This window comes from Desulfovibrio sp. (assembly GCF_047607245.1).
Lineage (GTDB): Bacteria > Desulfobacterota > Desulfovibrionia > Desulfovibrionales > Desulfovibrionaceae > Desulfovibrio.
The window spans coordinates 43654-59106 of sequence record NZ_JASGDK010000088.1; the positions used below are offsets into that span (position 1 = coordinate 43654).

The 15453-nt window shown below is 54.5% G+C and carries 14 protein-coding genes and 1 tRNA gene; 8 read left to right on the plus strand and 7 right to left on the minus strand.

Annotated elements, in window-relative coordinates:
- Positions 1-54: 54 nt before the first annotated feature.
- The 3 genes from QM579_RS07070 to QM579_RS07080 are packed head-to-tail and all read right to left on the minus strand — an operon-like array spanning position 55 to position 1885.
- A complete protein-coding gene (locus QM579_RS07070; RefSeq protein WP_414998465.1) occupies positions 55-729 on the minus strand; it encodes a TonB family protein in 675 nt (224 codons plus the stop codon).
- Positions 726-1193: a protein TolR gene (tolR, locus tag QM579_RS07075; RefSeq protein WP_414998466.1), complete on the minus strand. Its 468-nt coding sequence runs from the start codon at positions 1191-1193 to the stop codon at positions 726-728. The genes QM579_RS07070 and tolR overlap by 4 nt, the downstream gene beginning before the upstream one ends.
- Positions 1194-1195: 2 nt before the next feature.
- Positions 1196-1885 carry a MotA/TolQ/ExbB proton channel family protein gene (locus QM579_RS07080; protein WP_414998467.1) on the minus strand — a complete coding sequence of 230 codons (690 nt, stop codon included), beginning with the start codon at positions 1883-1885 and terminating at the stop codon, positions 1196-1198.
- A 627-nt stretch (positions 1886-2512) separates the two neighbouring features.
- Here QM579_RS07080 and QM579_RS07085 point away from each other — a divergent pair.
- A complete protein-coding gene (locus QM579_RS07085; RefSeq protein ID WP_414998468.1) occupies positions 2513-3079 on the plus strand; it encodes a hypothetical protein in 567 nt (188 codons plus the stop codon).
- 177 nt (positions 3080-3256) lie between these two features.
- Complete coding sequence (locus QM579_RS07090; protein WP_414998469.1) at positions 3257-3619, plus strand: helix-turn-helix domain-containing protein; 363 nt, start codon at positions 3257-3259, stop codon at positions 3617-3619.
- On the opposite strand, the gene QM579_RS07095 is transcribed toward QM579_RS07090, so the two are convergent.
- The 4 genes from QM579_RS07095 to QM579_RS07110 all read right to left on the minus strand — a co-directional run bounded on the left by QM579_RS07095 (position 3620) and on the right by QM579_RS07110 (position 7369).
- Positions 3620-4594, minus strand: a complete 975-nt coding sequence (locus QM579_RS07095; protein WP_414998470.1) for a caspase family protein — start codon at positions 4592-4594, stop codon at positions 3620-3622.
- The gene (locus QM579_RS07100; RefSeq protein WP_414998471.1) at positions 4594-5010 is read right to left on the minus strand and encodes a TIR domain-containing protein; all 417 of its coding nucleotides are present in this window, start codon (positions 5008-5010) and stop codon (positions 4594-4596) included. Before QM579_RS07100 ends, QM579_RS07095 begins: the two co-directional genes overlap by 1 nt.
- Positions 5011-5132: 122 nt before the next feature.
- Positions 5133-5209: transfer RNA gene (locus QM579_RS07105), tRNA-Met, on the minus strand.
- A 900-nt stretch (positions 5210-6109) separates the two neighbouring features.
- Complete coding sequence (locus QM579_RS07110) at positions 6110-7369, minus strand: MFS transporter (protein WP_414998472.1); 1260 nt, start codon at positions 7367-7369, stop codon at positions 6110-6112.
- Between the two features lie 485 nt (positions 7370-7854).
- Between QM579_RS07110 and QM579_RS07115 the strand changes: the two genes are divergently transcribed.
- The 6 genes from QM579_RS07115 to QM579_RS07140 all read left to right on the plus strand — a co-directional run.
- The gene (locus tag QM579_RS07115) at positions 7855-8337 is read left to right on the plus strand and encodes a GNAT family N-acetyltransferase (protein ID WP_414998473.1); all 483 of its coding nucleotides are present in this window, start codon (positions 7855-7857) and stop codon (positions 8335-8337) included.
- A gap of 105 nt (positions 8338-8442) precedes the next feature.
- On the plus strand, positions 8443-9504 hold the full coding sequence (locus QM579_RS07120) for an asparaginase (RefSeq protein WP_414998474.1): 1062 nt from the start codon (positions 8443-8445) through the stop codon (positions 9502-9504).
- Between the two features lie 24 nt (positions 9505-9528).
- A complete protein-coding gene (locus QM579_RS07125) occupies positions 9529-9651 on the plus strand; it encodes a hypothetical protein (RefSeq protein ID WP_414998475.1) in 123 nt (40 codons plus the stop codon).
- Positions 9652-9777: 126 nt separating this feature from the next.
- Positions 9778-11058, plus strand: a complete 1281-nt coding sequence (locus QM579_RS07130; RefSeq protein WP_414998476.1) for a phenylacetate--CoA ligase family protein — start codon at positions 9778-9780, stop codon at positions 11056-11058.
- Positions 11059-11359: 301 nt separating this feature from the next.
- Positions 11360-12691, plus strand: a complete 1332-nt coding sequence (locus QM579_RS07135) for a diguanylate cyclase domain-containing protein (RefSeq protein WP_414998477.1) — start codon at positions 11360-11362, stop codon at positions 12689-12691.
- 746 nt (positions 12692-13437) lie between these two features.
- The coding region (locus tag QM579_RS07140) for a hypothetical protein (protein WP_414998478.1) at positions 13438-15453 on the plus strand (2016 nt) is incomplete at its 3' end.

Here is a 15453-nt window from a genome sequence, read left to right on the forward strand (position 1 = left end):
ATATTTTTCGGCACCATCGGTGGCAGCGCCAGCTGCGGCGCATGTTCAGGGGGCTTAGCGCAGCTTGAACGCGAAGGGCAGCACGACCAGTGTGTTTACTGGCTGTCCCTTGAGCTTGCCGGGGGCAAAACGCATGTTTCTGGCAGCATTGAGGGCCGCCTCTTCAAAATAGCCGTCCGGCGTTGCGCTGATGACCTCGCAGTTTCGGGGCTGGCCAGAGGAATCCACCACAAGGCGCACCTTGACGGAGCCCTGCACATTCATGCGCCGGGCCTTGGTGGGGTATTCAGGCTCAACGCGCCGGGTAATGCTCGGCCGTTGGTCCAGCGTATCGCTCTCATAGGCGCTGAGGCCGCCCACTGTGCGCGGCTGAGGGCCAGCTGGAGCAGATGGCGGCGGGGGCGGCGGAGGTGCTGCCTGCTCCCTGGGCATGGGCTTGTCGCTCTTTTTGGGGCTGATCTTCTTTACGTCCGGCTTTGGTGTTTCCAGCTTTTGGGGCTGAACTTCCGGCTTTTTGGGTTCCGGCGGCGGGGGCGGTGCTGGCGGTTCAACCGCAGCGGGTGGGGGAGGCGTCAGAGCGGGGGCCGGGGCAAACTCGGCAAGAGCCACGCGGTATACTCTTTCCGCGTTGTTTGGAGCTTCCCTGGCAATAAGCACAAAGCCGCCAAGCAGCAGAAAGTGCATGCTCAGGGAAAAGAACAGGGTCATGCCGCGAGCGCCCGCCTTCATTGCAGAGAATCCTTCTTGCTGCCCGGAGCCGCTGTTCCGTTAGCTTCCGCGCCAGAGGCGTCGTCGGGCAAGGATGTAGTCACAAGGCCCACGTCGCTGACTCCCGCACCGCGCACACGATCCATAACGTGCATGACCATGCCGTACGGCACGTCTTTGTCTGCACGCACAAAAAGCTGCCGTCCGGCGTTCTTCACGCGCGTGGTAAGCACTTCGGGCAGGTCGGCCAGCCCGGTTTCATACTCGTCAAGGTACAGCGCCCCATTGGATTTGATAGTGAGGATGATGTGATCATCCTCGGTGGGCAAAACTTCCGACGTCTCCACCTTGGGCAGGGCCACATCAAGCCCTTCGGTCATCATCGGGGCCGTGACCATAAAGATGATCAGCAGCACCAGCATGACGTCCACGAAGGGGGTCACGTTGATGTCGGCAACAAAATCGTCGTCTGTGGATGCGGCCATAATCAGCGCTCCTCGGCAAAGCTGATGCCCTTGCTGTATCCCGGCGCTTCGTGCTGCAGCCGATTGAGCAACTGCCCGGCGTAGTTGATGCACACGCCCTCGATGTACGTCAGCTTTGCCCTGAAGACGTTGTAGCCGCACACGGCGGGTATGGCCACAAACAGGCCGACAGCCGTGGCAATAAGTGCCTCGGCGATACCGGGGGCCACTGTTGCCAGCGAAACGCTTTTCATCTGGGCGATGGCTGTAAAGGAATGCATGATCCCCCATACTGTGCCGAACAGGCCGATGAAGGGAGCCGTATTGGCGGCGGTGGCCAGCAGCGCCAGCGATGATTTGAGCCGCGCCACTTCTTCGGCAATGGCAAAGTGCAGGGCACGGCGTACGTTGTCGTTGAGCAGCCTGTCGGTATCGCCCGTGCGTGTGAGGCGGTTATATTCACGCACCGCGCGGCGGGTGATGCCGTACAGGGGCGACTGCCTGTCAGACTCCATCACGGGCAGGGCCTGGCTCAAATTTGCGGCATCGTCAAAGGCTACCAGCCCCTCTTGGGTCCGGGCCTGGGCTGCGCGCAGCGTAAACCACTTGCCGCACATATAAGCCCAACTGGCCACAGACATAAACAGCAGCAGCACCAATACGCATTTTGAAATAAGTGTAGCCTGCAATACGGCCTCAATCATGGAATTCACTCTTTTCCCCCTTGTTCAAATTTTGAAATAAAAACAGTGCTGCCCGATTAAGCTCAATAACCCGCGGAATTGATTGAGTCCGAACTGTTCATGCTCTCACTTGGAATTTATACATGCCTAATGTTGTTGCTTTTATGTATAAATTGCAGGTGAGAACATAGCTTAACCTGACTATTATGAAATAGAAATTTAATTTCTATTTTAATTTGTTCTTGTCATCACGTCAAGATTATTGGGCAGTGTCAATTCCTGCTTTATTTGCTCTGGGTATTACCGTTATGGGAGCTCGCGGTTCCAGCCCGCAAAAGCACCACAATGACAAAACGGTACGGGCAGGTATTGTCGGAGATTGCACCGGGGGCAGAATTTGAACCTACGAGCTTCGGGTTATGAACGTCTCAACTGCCTGATTTTGCTTTTTTCAACCTGATCCGGTGGTTCTTAATCATATAATTACACTATATTGTAAAATCGATAATCGAGTGTATGATGGCCATTCTTTAACCAAGCATGGCTGATTTTAAGCATCAGGGTAGAAATAGAGAAGGAAGAAGATCGCACTTTCCTCTCTATTCTGATGGGATTTTGAGCCCGAAGGCTGAAAATCAGCAAGTTTCAGGGGGCTGAATGGGCACAAAATATACTCGTGTCAGCGCTGATAGGTGGACAGGCGTTTATTATTACGAAAGCACCAAGAAGATGCATGAGGGGAAATTAGACCAATGTTATGTGGTGAGCTTCAAGGTCAATGGTCGCAAGATATGGGAGAAGGTGGGCTGGAAGAGCAAAGGCATTACCCCCAAGATCGCTGATGAGTATCGCTACCGCCGCATACAGGAAATCTTTCTTGGTGCTCCCGTTTTAACGGCCAAAGACCGTCGCGTTGATGCTGAGAAACGCAACCGCTCTATTGGTGAGTTGGCTACCTTATACTTTGAGGGCAGAGGCAAAGATCTCAAAGGGTATCGCACTGATCTGAACCGCTATCAAAAACATATTGCGCCGATGTTCCAGAAAAGGCGTGTTCCTGACCTCAAGCTACTGGATATGCAAGATCTCAAGAACCGCATGGGTGACTGTGCAGACGCCACAAAGTGGAATGCTCTGGAATTATTACGGCGCATCATCAACTACGGTGTGAAATGCGGATATTGCCCATCATTGGGGTTTACCATCTCGGCTACATCACCATAAAGACCGGGGGCATTGCGGCCGTGAAAAATCGGCAGGCTTCCCTGTCGAATCCTATATCAAAAGCCTTGTGAATCTGCCCAAATACAGGTTGCGCAGGGGGCCGCTATCGGGTGATTTTTACGGTGAATGAAGATGGAGCTGTAAAGGTAATTCTTATTGAAGAGGTGAAAAAACGCGATGAACGTACGTACTGAGCCACAGATTATCCATCATGACGGAAAGCCAATGTACGCTGTTATCCCTTATGATGAGTATACGGCACTTCTCCGTAAGGCTGAAGAAAGTTTTGAGGATCGCCGTCCCGATGAGCAGGTAACCCTTCCTCATGAGGTGGTTAAGCGCTCCACTCTCGGTGATTTGTCTCTGGTACGGGCATGGCGTGAATATTTGGGCTTGTCACAAGCGGAAGTTGCCCGCCGTATGGGCATCAGTCAGCCTTCCTATGCCAAGATGGAGGCTAAGGAAACACGCAACAGAACCGCAACGCTCAAAAAGATTGCTGCGGCTCTGGGGGTTCAGTGGGAACAAGTTGAGGGATAACTATAGACGCTTGTCCTGAACTAAGCGCCTATAGTGCTCGCCAAGAACTGTGAGCTTACAAGTTTTTGACGCCATGGCTGCATGCCACATGTGTGGGGCATCGACTGGCGTAAGCAGGTTAACGCTCCTGTAGTTTTGAAGAATTTTAAATATTGCACAGTGCTGAGGATCTGGTGCTGGTGTGTCTACTGGTTCTTGTCCGCTACGTTCTGGCTCAAATGAAGGATTTAATTGGAAGTGAAATCCTGGGGTAGGGAAGAATTTTACTATCTGTTGTAGTTCGCTTAGAGCTATTGGTGCTTGCACTTTTCGAAGTGAGACAAAGTTTTTTACATTTGTCTTAAACACTGGGCGTTGTTGCCACGCACCAAGACTTTGGTCGATATGTGCGTAGATCCCCCCTGGGCTTACATCTCCTACTAAATTGCCTGCTGCGCCTTCCAATGCATCTACAAGTAGATTTGTGAATACACCAGAGTTATTAACTTCTGCTGCGTATTGGTCTTCAGAAGACGCCGTTAATATTGTTGTCCCATTTGAAATTGAAGCAAAGTCAGGGTTTTCTTCGCTTGTACCCGCTAGGCCAGAAAAACAACTATCCAATATAATGATTTTGTTTCTTGCGCCAGATCGATTCGCCCAGCTCATTACCTCGTTCAGAAGGATCCCATCTCCGGCAGTTTGAAAATCACTGGCTAAAATATATCCATTTCCACTTTCTGTTAGGCCATGTCCTGCAAAATATAATAACGCGATTTCATTGCTTCCTCGGAACAGCTCTTGAATTTTTGCTCTCAAAAAAGCTTTTGGAACATCAGTACTTCCACTGGAAGCGGTTAAATGCTCGACTTCGAAGTTAATCGTGCCATCACTGTTTCTTTCAAGAACTTGTTTGACATTATAAGAATCGTTTACGCATCCAAAAAGTCTTGATTCTTGATATGCATCAATTCCAACAACAAGTGCTTTTCGCATTACCGCGACCTATTTTTCCCTTCACCCATCATCTGAGTGATCGCATTTGCAACGGCGTCCCACTCCCAAGAGATCGTCCTATTTCGAGCTAGGCCCGCAGGAAGTGTTGAGGCACTGTTAGCGCCACCAACATATATGCCAAAATAAGGAACATTTCCTTCTTGTGCAAAACGAATTTCTTTTGCAACTCCAGTTGCACTGGCCATATTTTTCCCAACCAATACTATGACTAAATTACATTTGTTTATTTTTGATTTAATTAACGCTTCCCACTGTGCTTGCGGTAGGGCTTCCTTTGAAGACCAATCCTCAATTGCAAATGGGGTTTTAGAGTTTTTGGCTTGGCCAGCAAAAAGCATTTTTTCATTATTGTTGTGGTCAAAATCGAAACTAATAAAAGCTCTCGGATCTGCCATTTACATGCTCCTTTTTTGAGAAAAGGTGTGGCAGAATATGGGGGAAATCAATCTCGGGTAGGAATAGGGTAGGAAAAACAAAAAAGCCCTTACGGCTCGTCTCCGTAAGGGCTTGAAAAATCTGGTTGCGGGGGCAGGATTTGAACCTACGACCTTCGGGTTATGAGCCCGACGAGCTACCGAGCTGCTCCACCCCGCGACACGGCAACAATTCGTTGTTGCGAAGCAGATAACTAGCCCTTTGCATGCTGGGTGTCAAGCATAATTTTGAAATTATTTTTTTGAATCAAAAATATCATGTGGATAGTAACCCGGTTTGAAGCAGGACTTCTGAAGTCATATGAAGCTTGGAGGTCTTGCCACAAACCGTGCGCAAATGTGGGGCAAGCGTCGTGACGGGCTGTTTGTAGGTAGCGCGCGCGTGTATGTTACGAACAGTATGTTTATGAATTTATCGTTTAAATTATGAGTGTTATGTTGATTAGGAACAATGCTCACGGCGAGTTACGACCACGAACAAGGGAAGCCGTAAAATGGCGCAGATGGTTTGAACGACAGCGTTATCCGGGCAAGACGCTGAATTTGTTTGCGTTGGTAACATTGACCTATGTAAATAAATTTAATTAAATTAACATATTATGCATGTTATGAACAAATTTTACATGCCCTTGGGCCCATTGGCGCACAATAGTGACGGTCAGAGGGGGTGTCTGGATGCTTTGGCAAATAGTGCAAAAAAGAAAAGCAAGCGCGTCCCGCCAGAATGTTCCGGTAGAACGCGCTTGCTTTCAGGTCACTTTACCTTTGAAAAATTTTAAATGCTTTAACGCTGCACTTTCGTGCGGAGCGCCGCAACACGCTCGGATCGTGCCGAAGATTATATTCTCCGGCAGAATGACAACTTTAAAATGTGAAGCCTTTCAAGGGCAGTCTATTTTAGAGCCGTCCAGGCATGAAATGCTCACATAATTTGACTGCAACCTGTTGTCTCTAAGCAAGGGGGCAGGCTCGTCCATCTTTAGTCGCCGATTTTAGGCGGTAATTCTTCTGAAAAGACGTTGCACTGAACCCGTCATGCCCCCGCGCTGGTATCGTGCCGCTAGGCCTTGGCGGGCTTCTTTTTTGCCTCGTACTTGCGCAGTGAGAAGGCGAAGAGCGTGCCCACCAGAGCTGCCAGGGCCAGGCACTGGAAGGTGCGCGGCAGGCCGTGGTTGTCGGCCACCCATCCCAGCACTGGCGCGAACACGCCGCCCAGGCTCGTGGCCAAACCCAAGGTCACGCCCGAGGCAAAGCCGATATTGCGGGCAAGGTATGTCTGCCCCAGCACAACCAGCGAACTGAATGGCACGTAGAGCACAAAGCCCAGCAAGGGCAGCATCGCATAGGCCGCGTAAAGGCTCGGCATGAGGCTGAAGGCCAGCACCACGGGCGTCACCAGTGCGAACCCCAGACGAACTATGGCCCGAAAGCCATATTTGTCGGCCAGAACGCCGCCAAGTATGTTGCTCATGACGCCGAAAGTACTGAAAATTGTCAAAGCTACGGCTCCGGCGGCCTTGCTTTGACCAAAGCCGTTGACCCAATACAGCGGAATAAAGGTGTTGAAGCCAATAAAAAGGATGGAGCGTGTGATGATGGCTCCGGTGAGTTTTGAAAACTCGCGCCAGTTATTTTTCGGAGCGTCGGCATCGCTGTCTTTTGCTCCATCCCCCGACACTGCAGCGGGCACATCGGCGGAAGGCGTGCCCGTGGCGACTGGAGTGTTCCCATAGGCGGCCTGCGCGGTTCGCTGGGCTGCCGCCGTGGCCTCGGGTGCAACCATACGCATGATAAGCAGCGTAAGAATCGACGCTGTCACAGTGGCGAGCAGGCCAAAAATGGCCATGCCCGGCATGCCGAACCAGCTCAGAAAAAAAGTGGCCAGCAGCGGCCCGACAACAAAGCCAGCGTTGCCGCCGATGGAAAATATGCTCATGCCCGTGCCCTTGCTCTGGCCGGACACCTTGTTGGCAAAACGAGCGCCTTCGGGATGAAAAAGGGCCGCCCCCACGCCACTGACGCCAATAGCCGCGAAGATAGCCCAATAGCTGGACATGAAGCCCACGGCAGTCAGACCAAGGCCAGCCAGAAGAATGCCCAGTGGTATGAGCCAGGGCTTGGAGAGCCTGTCTGCCATAAGGCCGAAGATCGGCTGAATGATGGATGAAAGGCAGGAATAGGCAAACATGAGCCCGCCTGTAGCCTGATATGTCAGCCCATAATGCGTGCGCAAAAAGGGCAGAACAGCGGGGAGCGCCCCGCCGTTAATGTCACAAGACAAATGCCCCAGCGACACAAGAGAGATCTTTTTTTTGTCCATTGGGGCACGCTACACCAATGCCATTGCAAAACCAAGAGTTGTGCGTCTGATGGATTTTATTCTGTAATATAAGATGATTATCGTTAAGAAGTTGTGCTTTTGCCATCTCTGCTAGCTAAGGTCTGGGGGGCAGGGGCAGCATGAGATTACAAACTCCGGCAAATCCGTTTCGCCAAAAAATTTGCATGGGCGGTTGTGCCCAATAGATTTCGCCATGTCGGTTTCTGCTGATAAATTCTCAGGCCAGCTTCATCTCAATCTCGCTGCGCTGATCTCGCCGAACCAGCCGCGTCTGGCCTGCAAGCTGCGGCTCATGTATAGCTCAGCACGCATAGCATATTGACGCCACGGGCACGGCCAAGGCGTGCGCTGTCTGGTTCAAGCCAAAGCGGCAACTGCAAACACGTATGCGGCTGCCGCTCCACTGTTTCATCCCCCGCGCCGTTGACGCGCCGAGCGGCCTCGCATAAGCATAAAGCAATTGTATGAATATATGTTATGCTAACGCACGGCCTGTTCCAGCCAGCACCCCCGAAGACTACGCCGCCTGCGCAGACATCTGGCTTGAGGCTTCCCTATTGGCCCACGATTTTGTGGATCCATCGTTGTGGAAGGCGCAGCGCGAGGCTATGGAGCGGCACTATTTGCCATCTTCGCAGGTGATTCTGCTCCAGAGCGGCGGGCGTCTTCTTGCCTTTGCCGCGTTGTGCAAACCTGAGGACGAGGATTTGCTGGCCGCGCTTTTTGTGGCCCCGGCCTGTTGGCGCAAGGGGCTTGGCGGTGTGCTTTTGCGGCATGTGATGCAAGGGCGGAATAGTCTGCGGCTTGATGTTTACAGCGCCAACACCGGCGCGATGGCGTTTTACAAAAGCAAGGGTTTTGTGCCTGTGGGTAAAAGTGTTTGCGGGCACACCGGGCAGCCGCAAATTGCCATGCTGTGGACTGCGCCCGCACTGCCGCTACGATAAGATTTTCAGAATCTGTATACACAACACATCATCATATAAAGCCGTAAATGCCGCGCACGACAACCCGCCGTAAAGCGCGGAAAGTCCATTGCGGCGGGAGCCGTCATGAGCCCAACACCACGCCCGGATGCCAATAGTTCAGAATCCGCCGTACTGCCTCAGGTTGCCTTGCTGGGCACGGGCGGCACCATTGCCGGGGTGGCCGATACCCCGCTGGAACAGATAAGCTACCAGGCTGGCGTGTTGTCGGTGGAGTGCATGCTTGAAAGTCTGCCCGGCATTGAGGGCGTGGCGCGTATAGCCAGCCGCCAGTGCGGCAACCTGCCCAGCGAGGACATGCGCCCCTGCCATTGGGCCAAGCTTGGCCGTGACTGCGCTCAGGCTCTGGACGACGAGACCATGTGTGGCGTTGTTCTCACCCACGGCACCGACACGCTTGAAGAATCAGCTTTCTATCTGCATCTGACCATGAACAGCTTCAAGCCTGTGGTGCTCACCGGAGCTATGCGTCCGGCCACCTCTCTCAGCGCAGATGGGCCCATCAATATCAGAGACGCCGTAGCAGTGGCCGCCAGCCCGCAGGCGCGTGGGCGCGGCACGCTTATTGTCATGAACGGGCGCATCATCTCGGCCCGCACGGCGGTGAAGGCAGGAACGCTGGATGTCGAGGCCTTTCGCGCGCTGGAATCCGGCCTGCTTGGCCGCGTCATAAACGGACGCCCCGTGTTCTATCACAGTGGCGAAGACGGCCCTGCCCTGGCCGGAACCTACGCGGTTCATGCCGGAAAGGATAATCTGCCGCGTGTGGATGTGCTCTATGCCTGCGCGGGCATGCCCCTGGACGCGGTGCTTTTTTCTCTGGAACGCTCGTCTGGTCTGGTGGTGGCGGGTATGGGCAACGGGTCTATGCCGTCAGATGTCCGCAAAGCTCTCGATCAGGCGGTCAAGGCGGGCAAGCCCGTGGTGCGCGCCAGCCGTACCGGGGGCGCTCCTGTGACGGATCTGGATGAGTACGCGTCCTTTATAGCTTCGGGCATGCTTTCGACGCCAAAGGCGCGGGTGCTGCTCATGCTGGCTTTGGCCGAGGCCGGGCGACAGGGCGCGCACAGCCCGGAGGCGCTGGTGGCAAGTGTGCGCCGCGCTTTCATGCATTGCCGCGAGATCTAGGGTGTTTTGCCAAAAAAATTGCGCATGGCAGTGAGCAGGTCCCACCTGTTCTTGCCCCTGCTTTTGTTTGGCGTGGATGCCGCGGTACACGGCGTTTGGCGAAATGCGGCCTTTGAGATGCAGGACAATGAAGATTCTCTGCTTTGACAAGCTCAGCGCCACTGTTGCCAACGCGCCGGGCTTGCCTGCGAAACGTAAAAGACGCACAATCGCCCTTTGTTTATGCGTCGGGCCTTCAACCCCGCGCCAATAGCCTGAAGGAGCCGCAGAAGCATGTCCTACCGCTTCATTCCCCAGCTTGAAGATGAAGGTATCCGCCGTCAGCAGGAAGAAGGTTTACGCAGTACCTTCGCCCGCGTCTGGAATTCCCCTCAGTATAGCAGCAAGCTGCGTGCCTGTGGGCTGACCCCCGGCGACCAGCTGGGACTGGACGACCTTGCCCGCCTGCCCACTGTGGACGTGGACGACCTGCGCGAAGGCTATCCGCTGCCGCTGCTCTGTGTTCCGCCCACTGACGTGGTGCGCATCCACGCCTCCAGCGGCACCACCGGAAAACGCAAAATTCTGGCGTATACGGCAGCAGACGTAGAAACATTCAATTTACAGATGGCCCGTTGCTATGAGCTGGCAGGCCTCACGGCAGAAGACCGCATGCAGATCGCCGTGGGTTATGGCCTTTGGACGGCAGGCGTGGGTTTTCAGGGCGGCAGCGAAAAGCTCGGCATGCTCACCGTGCCTGTGGGACCGGGCAACCTTGAAATGCATTTGCAGCTCTTGCAGGATCTTGAGACCACTTGCTTCGGGGCAACGGCCTCAATGGCCCTGCTGCTGGCCGAAGAAGTGGAGCGTGCAGATCTGGGCAAAAAAATCAGGCTGCGTAAGATGATCTGCGGTTCCGAAGCGCGCAGCGAAAAAATGCGCCAGACCATTGAAGCTAAGCTGGGGCTCGAGGGCTGTTACGACATCGCGGGCATGACCGAAATGTACGGTCCCGGCACGGCCATTGACTGCGACGCCCATAATGGTCTGCACTACTGGGCGGATCTTTTCATCATTGAAGTGCTTGATCCCGTGACCCTGCAGCCCGTTCCCGAGGGCGAAGTGGGCGAGATGGTTGTCACCAGCCTGCGCAAGGAGGCCGTGCCCCTGTTGCGCTACCGCACGCACGACCTGTGCCGCCTGCTGCCGGGGCGTTGCGCCTGTGGGCTGAACATGCCCAGGCATGACCGCATTCTTGGGCGCTCCGACGACATGCTCATCTACCGGGGGGTCAATATTTACCCCGGTCAGTATGTGGCCGTCATTGGCGAATTTGCAGAGCTTGGCGGGGAATATCAGGTGGAGCTTACACGTGACGAGCGCGGTCTCGACCACCTGACCCTGACAGTGGAGCGCGCTCAGGGCGCAGGCAACGGCAATGACGCCGCCCTGGCTCAGGCTCTGGAGCATCGGCTGCACAAGGCCATATTGGCCCGTATGCAGGTAGAGGTGGTGGATTATGCCACATTGCCGCGCACGTTCAGCAAATCGCGGCGGGTTGTGGACAAACGCTGACCGGATTGGGCGCTTGCATCTTGGTGCGTGCCGGATATTGCCATATTGATGCCTTCGGAACAAAAGTAGTTTCGAAGGCATCATTTTTTATGGCCGCCGAGATGTTTCGACTTTTCCATAGGGGGTATATGGCAGATTATTTCAGCAATATTGCTTGCCCGGCGGTGTACCCCTGATACCGCCCTGTGGGTGGCGGCGGTGGGTTTTCACGGCGCCTGACAACATTGAGTTCCACCGTATTTTCAGATAAATTTTCTGAATACGGAACAGTAAAAAACACCCGGCGGCAGGGAATGAGACTATGGTGACTGAACATCCCTATCCGTACTTTGCGGCTCTTTGCCGAACGGCCAGGGCGCTTGCGGATGTTGACGCGGTATGGATAGACCTGGATGACCGTTTTTGGCTGGACACCGCCTCTAACTGCGGCGGCACGGCAGAAATGTTCAAGGATTCCGCAGCTCAAATCCGCGAGCTTTCAGCAGAGAATACCCCTCTGCTGCTCGTGCCCGACACGAGGAAAGCTCCGGCCCTTTGTCATCTCCCCTGCGTTGCGGGCAAACCCGGCCTGCGCTTTGTTGCGGCGGTCAGATTTGCCAATGGAGCGGGGCGGCTGGTGCTTTGCGGCATGCAACCCAGTGCTGTTCGAGAGGATTTTTTTGCCAGGCTGCAGGATTTGGCGCAACTGGCAGACCAGTATTACGAACAGGTCCATGCCGCCGAGGAGGCAGCCCGGCGGGCAGCCCTGTTCCGCCTGCTGGCCGAAACTTCCACAGATACCATTATTCACGGCGACCTTGACGGTGTGCGCCGCTATGTGTCGCCTTCTGTGCGGGATCTGCTGGGCTACGAACCGGAAGAACTGCTGGGCAAAAGGGCTGTGGACATTACCCACCCTGACGACCTGCCCCAGTTTGGCGAACTTATGCGGCAGGTACACGAAGGTGCACTGGACGTGGGCGTGCGCGAGCTACGCCAGCGCCACAAGGATGGATCGTGGGTCTGGATGGAGGCCTCGCTGCGCCTTACGCACGAGCCCGCCACAGGCAAGCCCGACGGCTATGTGGTGAGCGTGCGTGGTGTTGGTCGCCGCAAGCGGCTGGAAACCAAACTCAAGCGCCTTGCCAATTACGATGCCCTCACGGGTTTGCCCAACCGCATTTTTTTCGAGCAGCAGCTGCACAAGGCCGTAACCAAAGCGCGTGCCGACGCCAGCGACCTTGCCCTGTTCTATATGGATCTGGACGGCTTCAAAAATGTCAACGACACTCTGGGGCATCAGGCCGGAGACACGGTTCTGCGCGAGGCAGCCCTGCGCTTTCGGCGTGTGATGCGCCCTGCGGATAGCGTGGCGCGGGTAGGCGGGGACGAGTTTACAGCGCTTCTTGAGGTCAGCCCTGATCAGGCCAAGTTGCTGGCCCAGCGCCTCATCGAAGCCGTATCCAAGCCCTTCCCTTGCCAGAAGGGAGATGTCAGCGTGGGCCTCAGCATCGGCATTGCCTGCATGTCCACTGCTCTGCAAACGACCGGTCTTGACGAAGAAGAGTTGCTTTCCCGCGCCGATGCAGCCATGTACGAGGCCAAGGCGGCAGGCAGAAATACCTTCATCCTTTATGTGCCGTCCGGCAAGTAATCCCGAAGCGAAGCAAACCGCGCAATAGGCGGATGCTTGAAGAAAGCGTCTGACGTTTCTCCTGTGGCTCCGTGACGGGCAGCCGCTCAGGAAGCAGCTGAAGAGACCTCAAGGAGCACCCTGCCAACTGCGCAATCTCATGCCGGATGCGATGCCCATTCGGCCATCGGTGAAATCGGTCAGGGTATTGATCAACAGATGGTTTTGCAGGGTTCTGTGATCCGGGGCTGGTGCAGAGTCGTCGTCTGAAGTGGTATGCGGTTGTTTTTTCCTTCCTCAAAAATATTTTTATAAACGCATGTTCAAAAGACGCCGCAGTACACTCTCAACCCTGTTATAGTTGTGTGTAACATGCTGTACGGAAATAGAAATTTCTCAGTACATATTGAGAGGATTGTATCGTTTCACAGATGCCTGCAACGCGCATAGTGCGCATGAAACTTGACAGATGCTATTTTTACGTTATTTTTAAAGTGTGACACTGTCACGCGATCTGCCTCAGAGATTGCTCACCTTGCCTGATCCTGGCCCATCTTAAGGGCCGGCAAATTGCTTCAATAGTTTGCCTTTTCCAAATTTTCCTCAATATCTTTGACTGATCTGGTTGTCCTGCGACGCTGCTACCGCCGTACTGTTTTGGCGAAAGGCATGCTGTATTCGCTGGGCGCCGGGACAGAGCCAGCCTCACGGGCCCCAGTCTGTATACTTGCCAGAAGCTCTGTCCAAATACATCTTGGGAGTTTATTATGGCTGATCTCATTCTTAACCGCCCTCAGAGCGGCCAGCAGGCCGTGGTTGGCAATGTTGCGGAAGGACGTATTGTTCTTGATTTTCCTGCCGCCGACGCAACCCTTGCCCGCGATGGAAATGCGCTGACCTTTACGTTTGAAGGCGGCGCAAAAATCAGTCTTGACGGCTTTTATTCCGACTATACCAGTGCGAACACCCCTGACTTTCTTGTGGACGGGCAGGAGGTTTCCGGCAAGGATTTTTTCAGCGCCCTGGGGCAGGATGATCTTATGCCCGCAGCCGGGCCTAGCTCTGCCGAGCGCAGCTCTCATTATGCTGAGCACGCAGACTCCAGCCTTGATGCAGGCATCGACCATCTTGGCGGCTTGGATTGGGGCATGCAGACTGCAGGCGTTGCTGCCGACACGCTGGCGACGGATGGGCTGCTTGCGCGCGCTGAAAACGGTACCGGTGGGAACGACGGCCTCACTCCGACGCCTCCGGGGCCGCCAACGCCTCCAGCACCCGCTGGCTATCATACCCGCCTTGTGGTGGGCGCTGATGCCAATCAGCCGATGGTATTTCAGGCCATTGACGAGAATGGCAATCTGGTCACAGACCCCAGCCAGTTGAGTCTGACGTTTGCTGGTGGTTCTTCGGCGTATTTTAATGCTCCTGTTGTTGACCCTGTTACCGGGCTCATCACCATTACACTTACGGCGGAAGGTCAGGCAGCTTTGGCTGCGGGCAACAAGTTTGATTCCGTGCTTGAAGTGACCGTAGGCGGCAAGACTTATAATATGGACCTGCTGGGCAATGACAGCTCGTCCTATGACTATGTGCAGCGTGAAGGCGAAACTGACCTTGGTGGTCCTCTCAAGGGCGAATGGTATTCTTCGCACGGCACGGTAGTTAACGAGCAAAAAATAGACCTGGGCGGAGACAGCTATAACAGCGTCCTTGTGGAACACACCAAGGATTCGGGCAATGCCTATGGCATGCGCAATACCGACGTCATCTTTGCGCACGATACTGACGGCAAAATTGACATTTCAGCCAAGGTTGAAAATGGCAATGCCTACGGCAACTATGCGCATGCTTTTACCAAAGACGTGAACGTCACCATTGATGCCGGAACAAAGGGCGACATTAACCTGAGCGCCTCTTCGGACACGGGCGCAGCCATGGCCATGCTCACCGGAAGCGGCAAAGATGCCAGCGGCAATTTTTATGAGGCAACAGCCAACGTGCGCGGGCACGACATAAACTTTAGCGCAGATGCCAATGAACTGACGGCCGTAGGCATATGGGGAGCTGGCAAATCCACCGTGAACGTGGAAGCTGAAGGTGATGTGAATTTTTCCAGCACGTCCACGGGCGGCACTATCGAGTATATGTCTTCGGCGGTTTTTACCAAAGATCAGGCCACTGTGAACATCAGCGGGCAGAACGTCAGCGGCGACGTCAAAGCCTATGCAGGCGGCGGTGCGGATGGCGCGGTTATGAGCAACGTCTTTCGCACCACAGCGGGTACGACCCTGAATATCGACACTGCCGAAGACGGCAAGTTCAGCGCTTCAGCCTATCAGGAAACATCACCCTACAGCAGTCCCTATTCCGGCGTTGCCTGGAGCGGCGGCAGGGCCGCAGGTTTTACCTCAATGGGGCTAACGGCTTCCGGCAACCTGAATCAGGCAGGTCAGGGCGGTAAATCGTACATCAATATCGCCACGGGAGATGTGGATATTTCCGCCACAGTGGATGCCGCGTCGTCCAAGGGCACAGCCACCGGGATCTACGCTGGGTACGGGGGCAACGTCAGTATCAATACGTCGGACGGAGATAATGAGCTGAACATCACGGGTGACGCGCCCAGTTGGGGGGCCAGCATTTTTTCTACCAACTATGGCATAACCAAAATCAACACTGGCGACGGCGACGACGTTATCAACCTCAATGCTTCTGCCCACAATGGAGCGGCGGCCATTGGTCTTGGCGCACAGGCAAGCGGCCAGACCGTCATTGACGGCGGC

Coding starts and splice junctions, on each gene's coding strand:
- QM579_RS07070 (WP_414998465.1), bottom strand. CDS start 729: ATGAAGGCGGGCGCTCGCGGCATGACCCTGTTCTTTTCCCTGAGCATG.
- tolR (WP_414998466.1), bottom strand. CDS start 1,193: ATGGCCGCATCCACAGACGACGATTTTGTTGCCGACATCAACGTGACC.
- QM579_RS07085 (WP_414998468.1), top strand. CDS start 2,513: ATGGGCACAAAATATACTCGTGTCAGCGCTGATAGGTGGACAGGCGTT.
- QM579_RS07090 (WP_414998469.1), top strand. CDS start 3,257: ATGAACGTACGTACTGAGCCACAGATTATCCATCATGACGGAAAGCCA.
- QM579_RS07095 (WP_414998470.1), bottom strand. CDS start 4,594: ATGCGAAAAGCACTTGTTGTTGGAATTGATGCATATCAAGAATCAAGA.
- QM579_RS07100 (WP_414998471.1), bottom strand. CDS start 5,010: ATGGCAGATCCGAGAGCTTTTATTAGTTTCGATTTTGACCACAACAAT.
- QM579_RS07110 (WP_414998472.1), bottom strand. CDS start 7,369: ATGGACAAAAAAAAGATCTCTCTTGTGTCGCTGGGGCATTTGTCTTGT.
- QM579_RS07115 (WP_414998473.1), top strand. CDS start 7,855: ATGAATATATGTTATGCTAACGCACGGCCTGTTCCAGCCAGCACCCCC.
- QM579_RS07120 (WP_414998474.1), top strand. CDS start 8,443: ATGAGCCCAACACCACGCCCGGATGCCAATAGTTCAGAATCCGCCGTA.
- QM579_RS07125 (WP_414998475.1), top strand. CDS start 9,529: ATGGCAGTGAGCAGGTCCCACCTGTTCTTGCCCCTGCTTTTGTTTGGC.
- QM579_RS07130 (WP_414998476.1), top strand. CDS start 9,778: ATGTCCTACCGCTTCATTCCCCAGCTTGAAGATGAAGGTATCCGCCGT.
- QM579_RS07135 (WP_414998477.1), top strand. CDS start 11,360: ATGGTGACTGAACATCCCTATCCGTACTTTGCGGCTCTTTGCCGAACG.